The following is a 15,761-nucleotide window of genomic DNA, read 5'->3' as shown; positions in this document are numbered from 1 at the left end:
TTCACGTGGAACATATGTCGCCAGGGGCGGAGCGGTGAGCCCGCCCGCCGCACCGGCATCGAACCGGCCGCTGCTCGGCATCCTGCTGGTGGTGCTGGCGACGCTCGCCTTCGCGCTCTCGGACGTGGTCACCAAGCATCTCGCCATGCTCTATCCGGTGCCGGTGGTGATCGCCTTCCGCTACCTCGTCAATCTCCTGCTGCTGGCGGCAATCTTCTGGCCGAGGCACCGCGCCGCGCTGTGGCGGACCAGCCGCCTCTGGCTGGTGCTGCTGCGCGGCCTCTGCCTCGCCGCCGCTTCGCTGACCATGGGTTGGGCATTGCAGCTGATGCCCGTCGGCGAGACTGTCGCCATCATCTACATCGCCCCCTTTGCGGTGATGCTGCTGGCCGTGCCGTTGCTGGGCGAGAAGGTCAGCCCGCTCGGCTGGGCCGGCGTGGCCTTCGGCTTTGTCGGCGTGCTGCTGATTGCCCGGCCCGGCGGTGGCCTCGATCCGCTGGGCGTGCTGTTTGCCGTGGTCAATGCCGGCTTTGCCACAGCCTACCACCTGCTGACCCGCTGGCTGGGCCAGACCGAAACCATGATCTCCATGCTGTTCCACACGGCCTGGCTGGGTGCTGCACTGTTTGCGGCGCTGGCGCTCCCCGATCTGGCGACGTTCAGCCCGCCACCGCTCGACATGGCGCTGCTGGCGCTGCTCGGCGGCCTCGCCATGCTCGGCCACCTGCTGTTCACCGCCGCCTACCGGGAAGCGCCGGCCTCATTGCTGGCGCCGGTCAACTACCTGCATCTGGTCTGGGCCGGCGGTCTTGGCTGGCTGGTCTTTGCCCATATCCCCGACAGCTGGTCGCTCATCGGCATTGCCATGGTCGCCGCGGCCGGTGCGGCGGTCGCCATCAATGCCCATTTCGAGCGCCGCCGGCAGAGAGCCGCCGATCTCCTCGCCGCCGGTCTGCCGGTGGAAAAGATTTGAGATATGAAAAAAGGCCGGCAGTCCTGCCGGCCCTTCTGTCTGATCGGTCTGTCTGATCGGTTCTCGGCCTACAGCACGAAGCGGCTGAGGTCGGCGTCGTCGGCCATCTTGCCGATGCGTTCGCGCACATAGCCGGCATCGATCCGGATGGTCTCGCCGGATTTGTCGGGTGCATCGAACGAGATGTCCTCGACCAGCCGTTCCATGATCGTCTGCAGCCGGCGGGCGCCGATATTCTCGACCGTCGAATTGACCTTCACCGCCGCATCGGCCACCGCCTCGATGGCGTCCTGGGTGAAATCGAGGGTCAGGCCCTCGGTCGCCATCAGGGCCGTGTACTGCTTGATCAGGCTGGCGTCGGTGTCGTTGAGAATGCGGATCAGGTCGTCCCGCGTCAGCGCCTTGAGCTCGACCCGGATCGGCAGGCGGCCCTGCAGCTCGGGCAGCAGGTCCGAGGGCTTGGCCACATGGAAGGCGCCCGAGGCGATGAACAGCACATGGTCGGTCTTGACCGGTCCATACTTGGTCGAGACCGTGGTGCCCTCGATCAGCGGCAGCAGGTCGCGCTGCACGCCTTCGCGTGACACCCCGCCACCGTAATTGCCCGAATTGGTGATTTTGTCGATTTCGTCGAGGAAGACGATGCCGTTGTTCTCGACGAGGTCCACCGCGTCGCGCGTCAGCTGGTCCTGGTCGAGCAGCTTGTCGGCCTCTTCGGCCACCAGCAGCGCGTGGCTGTCCTTGACCTTGACCTTGCGCTTGACGCCGCGGCCGCCGAACGCCTTGCCGAGCATGTCCTGGATATTGATCATCCCGACATTGGCGCCCGGAATCTCGAACATGCCGGGGCCGCCGGCCTGCGCCGTGACCTCGATCTCGATTTCCTTGTCGTCCAGCTCGTTGTCGCGCAGCTTGCGGCGGAACGAATCGCGCGTCGACGGCGCCGCCGAGGTGCCGACCAGCGCGTCGATCACCCGCTCCTCGGCATTGTGATGGGCCTGCGCGTCGACATCGGCGCGGCGCTTGTCGCGCAGCAGCGAGATGCCGGCTTCCACCAGGTCGCGGATGATCTGCTCGACGTCGCGCCCGACATAGCCGACCTCGGTGAACTTGGTGGCCTCCACCTTGATGAACGGCGCCTGTGCCAGCTTGGCGAGGCGGCGCGAGATCTCGGTCTTGCCCACGCCGGTCGGCCCGATCATCAGGATGTTCTTGGGCGTCACCTCTTGGCGCAGCGCCTCGGGCAGCTGTTGGCGGCGCCAGCGGTTGCGCAGCGCCACGGCAACGGCGCGCTTGGCGTCCTGCTGGCCCACGATATTGCGGTCGAGCTCGGAAACGATCTCGCGCGGCGAAAAATTGCTATCGGTCATCGGTATCCTTCCAGGCGCCCGGACGGCGCGCCCAGCTGCAGCGCTTAGGCCTGCAGCGGCTTGTTCTCGTCCGCATCGATGCTTTCGAGCGTGACGTTCTCATTGGTGTAGATGCAGACCTCGGCGGCGATCTTCATCGCCTTGCGGGCGATCTGCTCGGCATCCAGCTCGGTATTCTCGCTCAGCGCCAGCGCCGCCGAATAGGCATAGTTGCCGCCCGAGCCGATGGCGATCACCGGGTGGTCCGGCGTCAGCACGTCCCCGGTGCCGGTCAGCACCAGCGTGTCGGTCTTGTCGGCAACGATCATCATCGCCTCCAGCCGGCGCAGATAGCGGTCGGTCCGCCAGTCCTTGGCCAGTTCCACCGCGGCGCGCATCAGCTGGTCGGGATACTGCTCGAGCTTGCTTTCCAGCCGCTCGAACAGCGTGAACGCATCGGCCGTGGCGCCGGCAAAGCCGCCGATCACCTTGCCGCCGGCCAGCGGCCGCACCTTGCGGGCGTGATGCTTCATCACCGTATTGCCGACCGAGACCTGACCGTCACCCGCCACGACAATCTTGTTGCCCTTGCGCACTGCGACGATCGTGGTCCCGTGCCAGCCGGGGAATTCGTTGTCCGACATGCGATACTCCATACTGCTGCGGTCGGGGGGCGAAACATCAGGCTCCGGCGCCCGGACCCGCAGTCATAATCCGTCTTGACCTATTTAGGCGCTGGGCCGGGCAATGCAATGCACGGGGCGGTCTGCCCTTTTGGGTGGTGTCACCAAGGTTACCGCCTCTTCATCCCTTTGGCGCTAAGTGATAAGGACCCGGTGCAATCTGGAGACCTGCCATGCGGACCGCCGAAATCGCGCGCAAGACCAACGAGACCGAGATTACCGTCAAGGTCAATCTCGACGGCACCGGCGTGCATGACATCCAGACCGGCATCGGTTTTCTCGACCACATGCTCGACCAGCTGGCCAAGCACTCGCTTTGCGACATCACGGTGCGCGCCAAGGGCGACCTGCATATCGATTTTCACCACACCGCCGAGGATGTCGGCATCGCTCTCGGCGAAGCGGTGAAAAAAGCGCTCGGCGACAAGAAGGGTATCGGCCGCTATGCCAGCGCCGACCTGCCCATGGACGGCACCCTGACCCGGGTGGCGCTCGATGTCTCCGGCCGGCCCTTCCTTGTCTGGAAGGTGGAGTTCACCCAGCCCAAGGTGGGCGAGATGGACACCGAGCTCTTCCGCGAATGGTTCCAGGCCTTCGCCATGAACGCCGGCATCACGCTGCATGTCGAGACCTTCTATGGCGACAACAACCATCACATCGCCGAATCGGCGTTCAAGGCGCTGGCCCGCGCCCTGCGCCGCGCCGTCGAGATCGACCCCCGCGCCAGGGACACCATCCCGAGCACCAAGGGTACGCTGTAAGGCTGCTGGCGACGGCGTTTGAGTGGCCGTCGCCGTAGTCGGAGCAAAAGTGCGTCCAGCGTAGGTGGCACTACTGAGCTCCGCCCACACCTCTTGGGCCGGCCTGGCCTGTGTCCCGGTTCTCCCCTCCGCACCGTCATCCTCGGGCTTGACCCGAGGAGCCATGCCCCCTTCCCGCCCGGGCAGGGATGGGCGGCATTGAGTGCGCTGCAAGCTGGGTCCTCGGGTCGAGCCCGAGGATGACGGTGGATGGGGAGGCATCTGCGTCGCGGCTGGAACACCGCCGCAGCCAGCCCCGTCACAGCGCGCGCGTCATCACATAGTCGGAAAAGTCGAACGGCCCCATCTTCACCGGGACCTCCTTTTCAATCTCGAACCCGGCATGCTTGTAGAACTCGATGGCGCGCGTGTTGCCGGTATTGACGTTGAGCGACAGCGCCCGCGACGGGGCGAAATGCGTCAGCGCCGTCTGCATCAGCGCCTTGCCCAGCCCCTTCCCCTGCAGGGCCGGCAGCACATAGAGCTTCTTGATCCAGGTGACGTCGCCATCCTTGTAGGATGAGATGAAGGCGGCATCCTCGCCGCGATACCTGGCCACCCAGAACACGTGGCCAAGCGCTGCCATGTCGTTCTCGAGCGATTCCAGGGCGTAGATGTCGCCCAGCATGATCTCGATCTGATGCCGGGCGATCACACCGTCAAAGGCATGCGGCCAGATCGCTTCGGCCAGTTGCTGGACGACCGGCAGTTCATCAGCCGCAATGCGGCGAATGGCGATGGCTTTGTCCATGCCGGTTTGACGTCAGCCGCCCATCATCGCCGCGGCGAACACGAACAGCACGAACAGGGCCATGAAGCCGAGCAGCCCGAGGGCCAGCCCGCCCACGAAAATCCCTTGCGAGGGCGTCGAGCCCATCGTGCCGTCGCCATGCGGGTCGGTTTCACCAGCAGCCATTGTCAGTCTCCTCCATGCCTTTGTCTGGAATGCGCCGCGGAACGGACATCCGTTCCTCCGCTTCCAACCCGGCGGGTTTTGGTCTAAGGCCAACCGCAGCTACCTTATCAAAGGATTTGGACGAGGAAAGCCGTGACCGTCTATTCCGTTTTCGAGCGCCCCAATGCGATGGCGCCCGCCGTCATTGCCGAGAAGTTCTCCTGGTTCGCGGCCCTGCTGCCGCCGGTCTATGCGCTGGTTCACGGCCTCTGGCTCGGCCTCCTGGTCTTTGTCGCCATCGTCGTGGCGCTGGTCTTCGGCAGCGCCCTCGTCGGCGCCGAAGCCGCCTTCTGGCTCTATGTGCTCGTCGCCGCCCTGATCGGCTTTGAGGCGCCGGCCTTCCGCCGTCGGGCCCTGAAGGCACGGGGCTGGACCTATCGCAGCGACATCGTCGCCGCCGGCGAGGATCTCGCCCAGCGTGACTGGCTGCGCCTGCGGAGCCCGGTATGACCCAGACCGTCGCTATCATCGATTACGGTTCGGGCAATCTCCGCTCGGCCGCCAAGGCCTTCGAACGCGCCGCCCGCGAGGTCGACGCCGGGGCCGCGATCATCGTCACCGCCGACCCCGAACTGGTGCGCAAGGCCGACCGCATTGTGCTGCCCGGCGTTGGTGCCTTCGCCGACTGCCGTGCCGGCCTCGATGCCGTGACCGGCATGGTCGAGGTGCTGGAGGAGCGGGTGATCCGCGGCGGGGTGCCATTTCTCGGCATCTGCGTCGGCATGCAGCTGCTGGCCGAAGAAGGCCGCGAAAAGGCTATCACCAGGGGGTTGGGCTGGATTCCCGGCGCCGTCGTCCGCATCGAGCCGGCCGGCGATCTCAAGGTCCCGCACATGGGCTGGAACACCCTGACCTTTCACCAGCGGCATCCCTTGCTCGCCGGCATCAAGGATGGCGAACACGGCCTGCACGCCTATTTCGTCCACTCCTATCACTTCGCCACCAGCGTGCCGGAGACCCTGATCGCCACGGCGCAATACGGCCAGACCGTCACCGCCGCCGTCGGCCGCGACAACATTTTCGGCACCCAGTTCCACCCCGAAAAGAGCCAGACCTTCGGTCTCAAGCTCATCGGCAATTTCCTGGAGTGGGCGCCGTGATGGTGCAGTGCAGCCGATGGACCCCCACCCCCACCCCCTCCCCTCAGGGGGGAGGGGCGCGCACTGTCCGTGCCCTGGCGGCTTCCCTCCCCTTTGAGGGGAGGGACCGAGGGTGGGGGTCGTGCCATCAGCAGGTTATTGCAGCATGATCCTTTTCCCCGCCATCGACCTGAAAGACGGCCAGTGCGTGCGCCTGAAGCTGGGCGACATGAACCAGGCCACCGTCTTCAACGACTCCCCGGCTGCCCAGGCGAAGAGTTTTGAGGACCAGGGTTTTGAGTACCTGCATGTGGTCGACCTCAACGGCGCCTTTGCCGGCGAGAGCGTCAACGGCGCCGCGGTCGAGGACATTCTGAGGACGGTGAACTTCCCGGTGCAGCTGGGCGGCGGCATTCGCACGCTGGCCCATATCGAGGCCTGGGTCGAAAAGGGCCTCGCCCGCGTCATCCTCGGCACCGTCGCGGTGCGCGACCCTGATCTGGTGAGGGCGGCCGCTGCCGCATTCCCCGGCCAGGTCGCCGTCGGCATCGACGCCAAGGGCGGCAAGGTGGCGGTCGAGGGCTGGGCCGAAACCTCGGAACTCTCGGTTATCGATCTCGCCAGACGCTTCGAGGGCGCCGGCGTTGCCGCCATCATCTACACCGACATCGATCGCGACGGCATCCTCACCGGCATCAACTGGGACTCGACGCTGGAGCTGGCGCGCGCCGTCTCGATCCCGGTCATCGCCTCGGGCGGTCTCGCCTCTATGGACGACATCCGCCGCATGACGCAGCCCGATGCACAGGTGCTCGAGGGTGCCATCACCGGCCGCGCCCTCTATGACGGCCGCATTGATTCACGTGAAGCAATTGCCCTGCTGCGGCAGGCCGCAGCGTGAGGAGCTGAGATGAGACAGCCCGCCCGCGAGCTGCTGGTCAAGCGCATCAACTGGTGGTTCTACCCGCTGGCGCTGGCGCCGATCATCCTTGTCTTCCTCGCCTCGGCCTATGGCTACCTGCCCTTCTATTTCGGGCTGGGCGCCTTCTTTTTTCTGATCTTCTGGGTGTTTTCGCTGTTTTTTGCCGTCTATTCGCTGTTCCGCAAACCGCCCCGGGAGCCACGCCAGTGACCCTCAAGACCCGCCTCATCCCCTGTCTCGACGTCAAGGACGGCCGCGTCGTCAAGGGTGTGCAGTTTGTCGACCTGATCGATGCCGGCGATCCGGTGCAGGCCGCCATTGCCTATGACGCGGCCGGTGCCGACGAACTGACCTTTCTCGACATCACCGCCTCGGCCGATGGCCGCGACACCATTTTCGATGTCGTCGCCCGCACCGCCGAGCATTGCTTCATGCCGGTCACCGTGGGCGGCGGAATCCGCAAGGTCGAGGATATCCGCAAGCTCCTGCTGGCGGGTGCCGACAAGGTGTCGATCAACTCTGCCGCCGTGAATGATCCCGATTTCATCGCCCGCGCCGCCGACAAGTTTGGCGACCAGTGCATTGTCGTCTCAGTCGATGCCCGCCGCCGCCAGACCCGGGCGCCTGGCCGCGACAATGTCGACGAGTGGGAAATCTTCACCCATGGCGGCCGCAACCCCACCGGGCTGGACGCCGTCGAATTCGCGGCCCGCATGGTCGAGCGCGGCGCCGGCGAGCTGCTGGTGACCTCGATGGATCGCGACGGCACCAAGTCGGGCTTCGACCTCGAGCTGACCCGCGCCGTGGCCGATGCCGTGCATGTGCCGGTCATCGCCTCGGGCGGCGTCGGCTCGCTCGATCATCTGGTCGAGGGGGTCAAGCAGGGCCACGCCTCTGCCGTGCTGGCCGCGTCGATTTTCCATTTTGGCACCTACACCATCGGCCAGGCCAAGGCGTATCTTGAGGAACACGGCGTGCCCATGCGCCACGACCGGGGGGACTATTGATGGCCTTCACACTCGAAGAGCTGAACCAGCGCATCGCGGTGCGCGCCAAGGCATCGCCGGACGAGAGCTACACGGCGCGGCTGCTGTCGCGCGGCATCGAGAAATGTTCCCAGAAGCTGGGCGAGGAAGCCACCGAGGCAGTCATCGCCGCCGTCGGCCGCGATCATCCCGGTCTGGTGGGTGAGGCTGGCGACGTGCTCTACCACCTGCTGGTGCTGCTGCGCGCCGCCGACGTGCCGCTCGACGAGGTCATGGCCGAGCTCGAAAGCCGCACGGCGCAATCCGGGCTCGCCGAAAAAGCCTCGCGCGGGAACAGCTGATGGCGCCCCGCAGCAAGCTTGAGCCCTACCACCGTTTCAGCCGGGCCGAATGGGGCCGGCTGCGGGCCGACGAGCCGATGACGCTCACCGCCGACGACATCCGCCGCCTGCGCGCCCTCACCGATCCGATTTCCTTCGAGGAGGCCGAGGAGATCTACCTGCCGCTGAGCCGGCTGATCTCGCTCTATGTCGAGGCGACGCAGCAGTTGCACAATGTCTCCACCAAGTTCCTCGGCGCCGATGGTCACCGCGTGCCCTTCGTCATCGGCGTCGCCGGTTCGGTGGCGGTCGGCAAGTCCACCACCTCGCGCATCCTGCGGGCCATGCTGCAGCGCTGGAAAAGCTCGCCCAAGGTGGACCTGGTGACCACCGACGGCTTCCTGCTCCCCAATGCCGTGCTCGAAGAGCGCGGGCTGATGGATCGCAAGGGCTTTCCCGAAAGCTACGACCGCGCCCGCTTCGTCTCGTTCCTTGCCGATATCAAGTCGGGCAAGCCCAATGTCGCGGTGCCGGTCTACTCGCACCTCGTCTACGACGTGGTGCCGGGCGAGCAGACGCTGATCGACCGGCCGGATATCCTCATCGTCGAGGGCCTCAACATCCTGCAGCCGGGCGAATTGCCCAAGAGCGGCAAGCCGATCCTCTTCGCCTCCGATTTCCTCGATTTCTCGATCTATATCGATGCCGATATCAGCGATTTGCGGCAGTGGTTCATGGAGCGTTTCCGTCGCCTGCGCGAGACGGCCTTCGCCGATCCGAAAAGCTTCTTTCACCGCTTTGCCAGCATGAGTCTCGAGGAAGCGGAGAAATTCGGCCTCTGGGCCTGGGAGGCGATCAACGTCCCCAATCTGGTGGAAAACATCGTTCCCACCCGTGGCCGCGCCGACCTGGTGCTCACCAAGGGCCCCGGCCACACCATCGACGTCGTCGAGCTGCGCAAGGTCTAAGAGGCCGGCAAAGGCCCCATCCTGCGCCTGTCGATGAACGCGATCGGGCGTTTGCCCTTCAGGCGTCGGTCATCCGTGCCAGCGACACGTTGTGCTCGATCGCCATCTGCTCGAGATCGCGGACTGGCCGGGCGCCGATATGCGAGATGACCTCGGAGGCGGCGAGGCAGCCGGCCTGCAGGGCCACTTTCAGGTCCTGCCCGCGCGCCGCGGCCAGCAGGAAACCCGAGGCAAAGAGGTCACCCGCCCCGGTCGCGTCGACCACGTTAGCCACCGGATAGGCCGGCACAGTGACGATTTCGCCCTCGTAGACTACCATTGCGCCGTCGGCGCCCATGGTGATGGCGGCCAGCTCGCAATCCTTGGCGATCTGCTGCACCGCGGCGCCCAGGTCCTGCGTCTGGTAGAGCGACTTCAGCTCTTCAATATTGGCAAAGACATAGTCGATGGTCTTGGACCGCATCAGGTCGAGGAACTCGTCGCGATAGCGGTTGACGCAGAACGGATCCGACAGCGTGAACGCCGTCGCCCGCTCGTGCTTGTGGGCATAGTGGGCGGCAGTAACGAAGGCCTTCTTGGCCTCGGCCGGGTCCCACAGATAGCCCTCCATATAGGTGAGCGTCGCCGCGCCGATCTCGTCTTCGTGGATATCGGCAGTGGTCAGCTGCTGGCAGGCGCCGAGATAGGTGTTCATCGTCCGCTCGCCGCCGGGCGAGATCAGGATCATCGAGCGCGCCGTGGCCGGCCCGTTGGTCAGCCGCTTGACGCCGTAGTGGACGCCGATGTGATGCAGGTCCTCGGCAAAGATGTCGCCGAGATCGTCGTCGGCGACCTTGCCGATGAACGACGCCTTGCCGCCCAGCGAGGCCACGCCGGCCGCCGTATTGGCTGCCGAGCCGCCGGAAATCTCGCGCTTGTCGGCGGGCATGCGGTCATAGAGATAGGCGGAGCGCTCGGCATCGATCAGATGCATGATGCCTTCGCTCATCTCCTCGCGGGCGAGGAAATCCCGATCGATCGGGGCGAGGATGTCGACAATGGCGTTCCCGATGGTGAGAACATCGAACCGGGTCTCAGCCATCGGCCGTCCTTTGTGTCGTTTTGCAGAACCGGCCGGGACTTATCGGACTTACGGGGCCGGCGCAACTCCGGCGCGCAACCCCCGGACGAAGCGCTGCGCCAGGTTGCGCACAAGGCTGTCCGAATTCTGCGGCAGGACGCCGAGAATCTGCTCGTCGAGCAGCAGCATCGAGAGCCCGTGCACGAACGACCAGGCGATCACCGCGCCCTCGCTCGGCGCATCCGGCACTTCCCGCGCCGCCGCCCGCGCCAGCGAGCCATAGGCGTCGACCGCCGCCAGCCGCAGGCTCTTGTTGCCCTGCTTGTCGATCTGCCGCGAGAACATCAGCCGGAACAGCGCCGGCTGCACCAGCGCGAACCGCACATAGGCCTCCGCCATCGCTGCCAGCTGCTGGCTTTCCGGATAGTCCTTCTCCTTGGCGTCCATCATCGCCGAGAACCGCCGGAACCCTTCGGTGGCAACCGCCTCGAGCAGCACCTGGCGGCTGCGAAAGTGCCTGTATGGGGCGGCGGGCGACACCCCGACCTTGCGGGCCAGCTCGCGCAGACCGATGCCGTCGGCCCCCTCGCCGTCGAGCATTTCCAGCGCCGCATCGAGCAGCGCCCGCTTCAGATCGCCATGGTGATAGCCGGCGTCGGACTCAGATGTTGACATTGTTCACATGTAGGTCTAGGGAAAAATCGAACGTGCAAACACTGTTAACATAGTAACCGCGGAGCACAAGATGACCGACCTCATCCTCGCCATTGCCCACCACCTCGCCGTCTTCTCGCTGGTCGGCATCTTCGCCGCCGAATTCGCCCTGTTGCGCCCCGGTCTCGACGGTCGGCGCATCGCCCAACTGGCGCGGCTCGACCGTGCCTATGGCGGCGTCGCCGGGCTCGTGATCGTTATCGGCGTGCTGCGGGTCATCTTCGGCAATGCCGGCTGGGAGTTCTATGTCGGCAACTGGGCCTTCTGGGCGAAGATGGCGGCCTTCGTCGCCGTCGGCCTGCTGTCGATCCAGCCGACGATGCGCCTGGCGCGCTGGAACCGCAGCATGAAGGCCGATCCCGGCTTCGTGCCGGTCGAGACCGAAGTCGCCCGCATGCGGCGATTCGTTCACATTGAGGCGGCAGTGCTGCTGCTGATCCCTGTGTTCGCGGCGATGATCCCGCAGATTTACGGGATTTAGGTAGCAAGAACATCCGGCCGAGCTCCCCTCCCCCTTGAGGGGAGGGGTTGGGGGCGGGGGTCCATCGGCGAGTTACTGCGCCACCCCCCTCCCGACCTCCCCCTCAAAGGGGGGAGGAGGTCAGAGATCAGTGTGATCGGCTTCCCACCCATTCGGCGGTGGTGTCTTCGGTTCGAAGCGGCACCACTCGGCGATCACGCAGTGCCAGCATTCCGGCTTGCGCGCCTTGCACACATAGCGGCCGTGCAGGATCAGCCAGTGATGCGCATGCAGCAGGAAGTGCTCCGGCACCACCTTGAGGAGGTTGAGTTCCACCTCCAGCGGCGTCTTGCCCGGCGCCAGTCCGGTGCGGTTGCCCACCCGGAAAAGGTGCGTGTCGACGGCGATGGTCGGCTGCCGGAAGGCAATGTTGAGCACCACATTGGCGGTCTTCCGGCCAACTCCCGGCAGTGCCTCCAGCGCTTCGCGCGTCTGCGGCACCTCCGACCCGTGTTTTTCGATCAGCATCTGGCTGAGCGCATGCACGTTCTTCGCCTTGCCGCGGAACAGCCCGATGGTCTTGATTCGCTCTTCAATCCCCTCGACGCCGAGCGCCGCCATCTTCTCGGGCGTATCGGCAATGGCAAACAGGCCGCGCGTCGCCTTGTTGACGCCGGCATCGGTGGCCTGCGCCGACAGCACCACCGCCACCAGCAGCGTGAACGGGTTCACATATTCCAGTTCGCCGGTCGGTTCCGGGTTCGCTGCCGCAAAAGCGCCAAAGATGGCCTCGACATCTTGCCTGGGCAGGCGCTTCACACGTGTGTTTGCCATATTTGTTCGTCTCCACTTGCGGTCTATACTAGAGCGGTCATGACCACCAAGACGCAAGCACGGCCATTGTTCGCGGCCACCCTGACACCGCACCGCTCGCTGACGCGGCGTGGCTATCGCTACGTCATTGCGCTGGTCTGCGTCATGGCGACCATCCCCGGCATCGTCTTCTTTTCGCTCGGCGCCTGGCCCATCATCGGTTTTCTCGGCCTCGACGTCCTCGCCATTGGCTGGGCCCTCGCCGCCTCCATGCAATCGGGCAAGCAGTTCGAGGAGATCACGCTCTGGCCCGACGAGCTCGAGGTCAAGCAGGTGTCCTCCGCCGGCAAGGCCGAGATCAGCCGCTTCAACCCGTTCTTCGTCAAGCTGGTGATCGATCGCGATTTCAACGAGCGCATTACCGGCCTGCATCTGCGGGGCCGCGACGCGGATCTCGTCATTGGCGCCTTCCTCAACCCTGACGACAAGACCAGCTTCGCCCGGGTGTTCGGCACGGCGCTCAAGAAGGCCCGCAGCTGAGCGTCAAAACCGGGTCGCGTCGCCCGCGGCGAGGGCCTATCGTCCCGCCATCATGACCCAGCAACACAGCATCACCCCGGCATCCGACTACGAGGCGGTTCGCGCCGCCATCGGCTTTCTTTCCGATAACGGCCCGGACGAGGCGGATGTCCCCGCCTTTGCCCGTGCCCTTGGCTATACCGAGCGGCAGCTGACCGATCTCTTCCGCCGCTGGTGCGGGCTGACGCCCAAGAGCTTTGCCCAGGCGGTGGCGCTCGATCACGCCAAGCGCCTGCTCGCTGAACGCCAGACAGTGCTCGATACCACCTTCGAGGTCGGGCTCTCGTCGACCTCACGCCTGCACGATCTTTTTGTCACCCACGAGGCCATGCCGCCCGGTGCCTGGCGCAATCGCGGCGAAGGTCTCGCCATGACCTGGGGCGCCGCCCCCTGCCCGTTCGGCACTGCCGTGCTGGTGCTGACCGAATATGGCCTGGCCGGCATCGGCTTTGCCGATGGCGACGTCTCCGTCCAGCAGGCGTTCGAGGATCTGCGCGACCGCTGGCCCAATGCCAGCTACAGCCGCGACGACGCAAAAGTCGCCCCGGTGGCTGCCCGGGTCTTCGACCCGGCACGCTGGGACCCGTCCCGGCCGGTGCGCGTCGTGCTGATCGGCACCGATTTCGAGATCAGTGTCTGGGAGACCCTGCTGAAGATCCCGGTGGGCAAGGCCACCACCTACCAGAGCGTGGCCACCAGCATCGGCCGCCCCACCGCGGCGCGCGCCGTGGGGGCCGCCGTCGGCAAGAACCCGATTTCCTTCGTCGTGCCCTGCCACCGCGTCGTCGGCAGTTCGGGCGCGCTCACCGGCTACCACTGGGGCCTGCCGCGCAAGCGCGCCATTCTCGGCTGGGAATGCGGCGTGGCGGCCGGCGGCTAGAGCGACACCGTCTCGGCCAGCTTGCCGTCGGCGCCGATCTTGTAGATCACCGGCTCGCCGGTCCCGATCTCGCGCTTGAGGATTTCCTCGGGCGTCAGCCCTTCAATGGCCATAACCATGGCGCGCAGCGAATTGCCATGCGCCGCCACCAGCACCGTCTTGCCGGCCGCCGCCAGCGGCTGGATCTCGGCCTCGTAATAGGGCAGCGCCCGCGCCGCGGTATCCTTCAGGCTTTCGCCGCCCGGCGGCGGCACGTCATAGGACCGGCGCCAGATATGCACCTGCTCCTCGCCCCACTTCTCGCGCGCGTCGTCCTTGTTGAGGCCGCTGAGGTCGCCATAGTCGCGCTCGTTGAGCTTGTGATTGCGGGTGATCACCACATCGACCACGCCCAGCTCCTCGAGGATCAGGTCCAGCGTATGCTGGGCCCGGCGCAGTGCCGAGGTGAAATAGACATCAGGCACCAGCCCGGCCGCTTTCAGCTTCTTGCCGGTTTCGCGTGCTTCCTCGATGCCCTTGGCCGTCAGGTCCGGGTTGCGCCAGCCGGTAAACAGGTTCTTGAGGTTCCACTCGCTCTGCCCGTGGCGGACGAGGATCAGCGTGCCGGTCATTGTGGTCTTCCCTATTGGCTGAAGCCGAGCACGTCGGCCATGTTGTAAAATCCGGGCTTCTGGTCCCTGGCCCAGAGCGCCGCGCGCGCCGCGCCTTCGGCAAACAGCGCCCGGTTGTCGGCCCGGTGCGTCAGTTCGATGCGCTCAGCGCTGCCGGCAAAGATCACGCTGTGATCGCCGATCACGTTGCCGCCGCGCAGCGTCGCAAAGCCGATCGTCCCGGCTTCGCGGGGGCCGGTATGGCCATCGCGCGACCGCACCGAATGCGACGCCAGATCGATGCCGCGACCCTCCGCCGCCGCCGCGCCCAGCATCAGCGCCGTGCCCGAGGGTGCGTCGACCTTGCGGTTATGGTGCATCTCGAGCACCTCGATATCGAATCCGGGCAGCTCTGCCGCCGCCTTGCGCACCAGACCCGCCAGCAGGTTGACGCCGAGCGAGAAATTGCCGGTCTTGACGATCCGGGCGCCCGCTGCGGCGGCCGCGCGGATCGCCGCCTCGTCCTCGTCCGAGCAGCCGGTGGTGCCGATGATATGCACCAGCCCGCGCGCCCCGGCGATCTTCGCCAGTGCCATGCTCGCCGCCGGAATGGTGAAATCGATGATCGCCTCGGCGCCCTCGAGCGCCGTCTCGACATCGTCGACGATCGAAACGCCCAGCCGGTCGATCCCGGCGATCTCGCCGGCATCCTTGCCGGTGGCCGGTGATCCGGCGCGGTCGAACGCGGCATGTACGGCCAGCCCCGGCGCCTGCGCCACGGCCTTGATATTGGCGGCGCCCATCCGGCCAGCGGCCCCGGCAATGGCAATCTTGAGGTCAGACACGAAAAACTCCCGAAACAGCCTGCCGTTTCTAGCAGGCCCCGGCGCCTCAGGCTACGCGGGTCAGCCCGGCGATTTCGGTGAGAATGGCGTCATAGGCGGCCGCCGGATCGGCTGCTGCGGTGATCGGCCGGCCGATCACCAGATGCGAGGCACCGGCATCCAGCGCCGCGCGCGGCCCCATCACCCGCTTCTGGTCGCCCATTGCCGAACCTGCCGGACGCACGCCCGGCGTCACGATGGCCAGTTTCGGCCCCACCACGTCGCGTACCATACGGGCCTCGTGCGGCGAACAGACGACGCCGCCGATGCCGATGTCCCTGGCCTGCCGCGCCCGCAATTGCACAAGACCGGCTGCATCGCGCTCGTAGCCGGCGTCGTGCACGTCGCTGTCATCCATCGAGGTCAGAACGGTAACGCCCAGTACGCTGAGGTCGCTGCCCGCGGCGCCCCGCATCGCGGCGCGCATGGCCTTGGGATAGGCATGCACCGTCAGCAGGGTGGCGCCGGTGGCGGCGATCGCGGCCACGCCCTTTTCCACGGTGTTGTCGATATCGAGCAGCTTGAGGTCGAAAAACACCTTCTTGCCGGCCTTGAGCAGGTCCTTGCCGAGGGCAAAGCCGTCGCCGCCATAAAACAGCTGATAGCCGATCTTGTAGAAACCGGCCTTGTCACCCAGCCGTCCGATCAACGCCTCGGCTTCCGCCTGGCTGTCGAAATCCAGTGCGACGATCACTTCGCTCATGGCACCCTCCATTTGCTGCGTCCTCGCACGAGTCGGGGCCGAG

Annotated in this window: 22 protein-coding genes; 12 read left to right on the top strand and 10 right to left on the bottom strand. The window is 65.9% G+C overall.

Translation table 11 applies throughout. The annotated features are described in order from the left end of the window. The first annotated feature begins 34 nt into the window (after positions 1–34). Positions 35–973: a DMT family transporter gene (locus tag AC0L4C_RS05020; RefSeq protein ID WP_473402497.1), complete on the top strand. Its 939-nt coding sequence runs from the start codon at positions 35–37 to the stop codon at positions 971–973. A 68-nt stretch (positions 974–1,041) separates the two neighbouring features. Here AC0L4C_RS05020 and hslU read toward each other — a convergent pair whose 3' ends face one another. Next, positions 1,042–2,343 carry an ATP-dependent protease ATPase subunit HslU gene (gene hslU, locus AC0L4C_RS05015; protein WP_473402496.1) on the bottom strand — a complete coding sequence of 434 codons (1,302 nt, stop codon included), beginning with the start codon at positions 2,341–2,343 and terminating at the stop codon, positions 1,042–1,044. Positions 2,344–2,387: 44 nt separating this feature from the next. Continuing rightward, the gene (hslV, locus tag AC0L4C_RS05010; RefSeq protein ID WP_473402494.1) at positions 2,388–2,966 is read right to left on the bottom strand and encodes an ATP-dependent protease subunit HslV; all 579 of its coding nucleotides are present in this window, start codon (positions 2,964–2,966) and stop codon (positions 2,388–2,390) included. Positions 2,967–3,178: 212 nt separating this feature from the next. On the opposite strand from hslV, the gene hisB reads away from it, so the two are divergent. Continuing rightward, positions 3,179–3,766, top strand: a complete 588-nt coding sequence (gene hisB / locus AC0L4C_RS05005; RefSeq protein ID WP_473402493.1) for an imidazoleglycerol-phosphate dehydratase HisB — start codon at positions 3,179–3,181, stop codon at positions 3,764–3,766. Positions 3,767–4,064: 298 nt separating this feature from the next. Here the strand turns inward: hisB and AC0L4C_RS05000 are convergent, their stop codons facing one another. Together AC0L4C_RS05000 and AC0L4C_RS04995 are read right to left on the bottom strand one after the other, a co-directional pair. Next, on the bottom strand, positions 4,065–4,556 hold the full coding sequence (locus tag AC0L4C_RS05000; RefSeq protein ID WP_473402491.1) for a GNAT family N-acetyltransferase: 492 nt from the start codon (positions 4,554–4,556) through the stop codon (positions 4,065–4,067). 12 nt (positions 4,557–4,568) lie between these two features. Next, positions 4,569–4,721, bottom strand: coding sequence for a hypothetical protein (locus tag AC0L4C_RS04995; RefSeq protein ID WP_473402490.1), 153 nt, complete (start codon positions 4,719–4,721; stop codon positions 4,569–4,571). A 132-nt stretch (positions 4,722–4,853) separates the two neighbouring features. Here AC0L4C_RS04995 and AC0L4C_RS04990 point away from each other — a divergent pair, with 132 nt between their 5' ends. The 7 genes from AC0L4C_RS04990 to coaA all read left to right on the top strand — a co-directional run bounded on the left by AC0L4C_RS04990 (position 4,854) and on the right by coaA (position 9,035). Beyond that, the gene (locus AC0L4C_RS04990; protein WP_473402489.1) at positions 4,854–5,210 is read left to right on the top strand and encodes a DUF2628 domain-containing protein; all 357 of its coding nucleotides are present in this window, start codon (positions 4,854–4,856) and stop codon (positions 5,208–5,210) included. Further along, positions 5,207–5,860: an imidazole glycerol phosphate synthase subunit HisH gene (hisH, locus tag AC0L4C_RS04985; RefSeq protein WP_473402487.1), complete on the top strand. Its 654-nt coding sequence runs from the start codon at positions 5,207–5,209 to the stop codon at positions 5,858–5,860. The genes AC0L4C_RS04990 and hisH overlap by 4 nt, the downstream gene beginning before the upstream one ends. A 145-nt stretch (positions 5,861–6,005) precedes the next feature. Next, positions 6,006–6,740 (top strand): 1-(5-phosphoribosyl)-5-[(5-phosphoribosylamino)methylideneamino]imidazole-4-carboxamide isomerase, encoded by a 735-nt coding sequence (gene hisA / locus AC0L4C_RS04980; RefSeq protein ID WP_473402486.1) that lies wholly within the window; start codon positions 6,006–6,008, stop codon positions 6,738–6,740. 9 nt (positions 6,741–6,749) lie between these two features. After that, positions 6,750–6,971, top strand: a complete 222-nt coding sequence (locus tag AC0L4C_RS04975; RefSeq protein ID WP_473402484.1) for a hypothetical protein — start codon at positions 6,750–6,752, stop codon at positions 6,969–6,971. Then, positions 6,968–7,768 carry an imidazole glycerol phosphate synthase subunit HisF gene (gene hisF / locus AC0L4C_RS04970; RefSeq protein ID WP_473402483.1) on the top strand — a complete coding sequence of 267 codons (801 nt, stop codon included), beginning with the start codon at positions 6,968–6,970 and terminating at the stop codon, positions 7,766–7,768. The genes AC0L4C_RS04975 and hisF overlap by 4 nt, the downstream gene beginning before the upstream one ends. After that, positions 7,765–8,088 carry a phosphoribosyl-ATP diphosphatase gene (locus AC0L4C_RS04965; protein ID WP_473402481.1) on the top strand — a complete coding sequence of 108 codons (324 nt, stop codon included), beginning with the start codon at positions 7,765–7,767 and terminating at the stop codon, positions 8,086–8,088. The genes hisF and AC0L4C_RS04965 overlap by 4 nt, the downstream gene beginning before the upstream one ends. After that, entirely contained in the window at positions 8,088–9,035 is a 948-nt protein-coding gene (gene coaA / locus AC0L4C_RS04960) for a type I pantothenate kinase (protein ID WP_473402479.1), read from the top strand. Before AC0L4C_RS04965 ends, coaA begins: the two co-directional genes overlap by 1 nt. Before the next feature lie 58 nt (positions 9,036–9,093). Here the strand turns inward: coaA and AC0L4C_RS04955 are convergent, their stop codons facing one another. After that, positions 9,094–10,116 (bottom strand): adenosine kinase, encoded by a 1,023-nt coding sequence (locus tag AC0L4C_RS04955; RefSeq protein WP_473402478.1) that lies wholly within the window; start codon positions 10,114–10,116, stop codon positions 9,094–9,096. A 48-nt stretch (positions 10,117–10,164) separates the two neighbouring features. Beyond that, positions 10,165–10,770, bottom strand: a complete 606-nt coding sequence (locus tag AC0L4C_RS04950; RefSeq protein WP_473402477.1) for a TetR/AcrR family transcriptional regulator — start codon at positions 10,768–10,770, stop codon at positions 10,165–10,167. 70 nt (positions 10,771–10,840) lie between these two features. Between AC0L4C_RS04950 and AC0L4C_RS04945 the strand changes: the two genes are divergently transcribed. Beyond that, positions 10,841–11,290: a DUF2214 family protein gene (locus AC0L4C_RS04945; protein WP_473402475.1), complete on the top strand. Its 450-nt coding sequence runs from the start codon at positions 10,841–10,843 to the stop codon at positions 11,288–11,290. 120 nt (positions 11,291–11,410) lie between these two features. On the opposite strand, the gene nth is transcribed toward AC0L4C_RS04945, so the two are convergent. Next, complete coding sequence (gene nth, locus AC0L4C_RS04940) at positions 11,411–12,103, bottom strand: endonuclease III (protein WP_473402474.1); 693 nt, start codon at positions 12,101–12,103, stop codon at positions 11,411–11,413. Between the two features lie 39 nt (positions 12,104–12,142). On the opposite strand from nth, the gene AC0L4C_RS04935 reads away from it, so the two are divergent. Both AC0L4C_RS04935 and AC0L4C_RS04930 read left to right on the top strand, forming a co-directional pair. Next, a complete protein-coding gene (locus AC0L4C_RS04935) occupies positions 12,143–12,622 on the top strand; it encodes a DUF2244 domain-containing protein (protein ID WP_473402472.1) in 480 nt (159 codons plus the stop codon). 52 nt (positions 12,623–12,674) lie between these two features. Beyond that, positions 12,675–13,541, top strand: coding sequence for a methylated-DNA--[protein]-cysteine S-methyltransferase (locus tag AC0L4C_RS04930; protein WP_473402471.1), 867 nt, complete (start codon positions 12,675–12,677; stop codon positions 13,539–13,541). On the opposite strand, the gene AC0L4C_RS04925 is transcribed toward AC0L4C_RS04930, so the two are convergent. The 3 genes from AC0L4C_RS04925 to pyrF are packed head-to-tail and all read right to left on the bottom strand — an operon-like array spanning position 13,538 to position 15,730. Beyond that, entirely contained in the window at positions 13,538–14,152 is a 615-nt protein-coding gene (locus AC0L4C_RS04925) for a 2,3-bisphosphoglycerate-dependent phosphoglycerate mutase (RefSeq protein ID WP_473402470.1), read from the bottom strand. The two genes, AC0L4C_RS04930 and AC0L4C_RS04925, sit on opposite strands and share 4 nt — an antisense overlap. Positions 14,153–14,163: 11 nt before the next feature. Beyond that, complete coding sequence (gene dapB, locus AC0L4C_RS04920; protein ID WP_473402468.1) at positions 14,164–14,976, bottom strand: 4-hydroxy-tetrahydrodipicolinate reductase; 813 nt, start codon at positions 14,974–14,976, stop codon at positions 14,164–14,166. A gap of 46 nt (positions 14,977–15,022) precedes the next feature. Next, positions 15,023–15,730, bottom strand: a complete 708-nt coding sequence (pyrF, locus tag AC0L4C_RS04915; protein ID WP_473402467.1) for an orotidine-5'-phosphate decarboxylase — start codon at positions 15,728–15,730, stop codon at positions 15,023–15,025. Positions 15,731–15,761 lie beyond the last annotated feature (31 nt).

The sequence above is a fragment of the Devosia sp. J20-27 genome, assembly GCF_055808595.1.
Note: the sequence above shows the minus strand (reverse complement) of the source record. Positions and strands in the feature narration are given on the sequence as shown.